This window comes from Parablautia muri (assembly GCF_009917485.1).
Classification (GTDB): Bacteria; Bacillota; Clostridia; order Lachnospirales; family Lachnospiraceae; genus Suilimivivens; species Suilimivivens muri.
The window spans coordinates 1-945 of the sequence record NZ_QZDT01000180.1 but is presented as its reverse complement, the minus strand read 5'-3'; the positions used below and the strand labels follow the sequence as shown (position 1 = coordinate 945).

At 50.9% G+C, this 945-nt stretch carries 1 protein-coding gene; it reads right to left on the bottom strand.

The features are described from left to right. On the bottom strand, nucleotides 1-688 hold a 688-nt coding region (locus D5281_RS25070), incomplete at its 3' end, for a replication initiator protein A (protein ID WP_160562555.1). Nucleotides 689-945: the final 257 nt, after the last annotated feature.

The following is a 945-nucleotide window of genomic DNA, read 5'->3' as shown; positions in this document are numbered from 1 at the left end:
AGGGGTTCCGTTCCAGAAGAATGTCATAGTCAATATTTTCTAAAATCAGTTCGCGGTAGCTTTCCATCTCATCCAATCCCATCCTGCGCGGAGTGCGTTTACCAGCAGGAGAAGAAACCGCTGAGGGGGCAGGGGGTGTGATGGATAGATCAGTATCGCTTTTTTCAGTTTTATTTATATCAGTATTATTAGGGGCGGAAATTCCGCACTCTTGACCGCTGGTTTTCCGTCGTGCAGACTGCGGTTTTTCAGCAGTCTTGACTGCGGCACTGTCAAGCGGTCTTGACGGCTGGTTTTCCGCAGTCTGAACCGGTGCGGCGGGTTCCGGTTCCAGAATGAAGTTCTTAACGTAAATCCGGGCGGGGTGTCCCTGGCCCTGCTTTTTCCGTTCCACAAGGCCGATGCCCTCCAATTCGCGGAACAGCTTCGTTGCCTTGTCCTTGCCGCAGTCCAGCATGGTCATGACTTCCTCCTGGGTGAAGTAGAGGAACACGCGCCCGTTATCGTCCAGCCAGCCATTGCGGGCAGACAGCCCCATGCGGTCAAGCAAAAGGCCGTACAGCACCTTTGCTTCCAGCGATACGCCCTTGTAGCGGCGGTCGGTCAAAAGGATTTTCGGGATGCGGTAGAAGCTGTACTGGTCGGCTTCATTCCCGTAGTAGTAATTCAGATTCAAAGTTTCCGGCATTTTCAAAGCCTCCTGTCTAAATGAAAAAAGCCCCGGCGATCTACGTCACCAGGGCAGAGTTATCTATAAACAAAAAAGCCGCACAGTAGCTGATTGTTCGTCAGTTACTGCGCGGCTTGTGGTTTCGATATTCGGTTTTTTTGTGGTGTGTGCCAGAGTAGGCCACTTTTTCTACATTTTTTGTCGGAGTTTTGACAGATAATCGGGCATTTTCCCTGTTTTTCTCGGCGTTTTCCTCTACGTCTATTCGTCTGGTC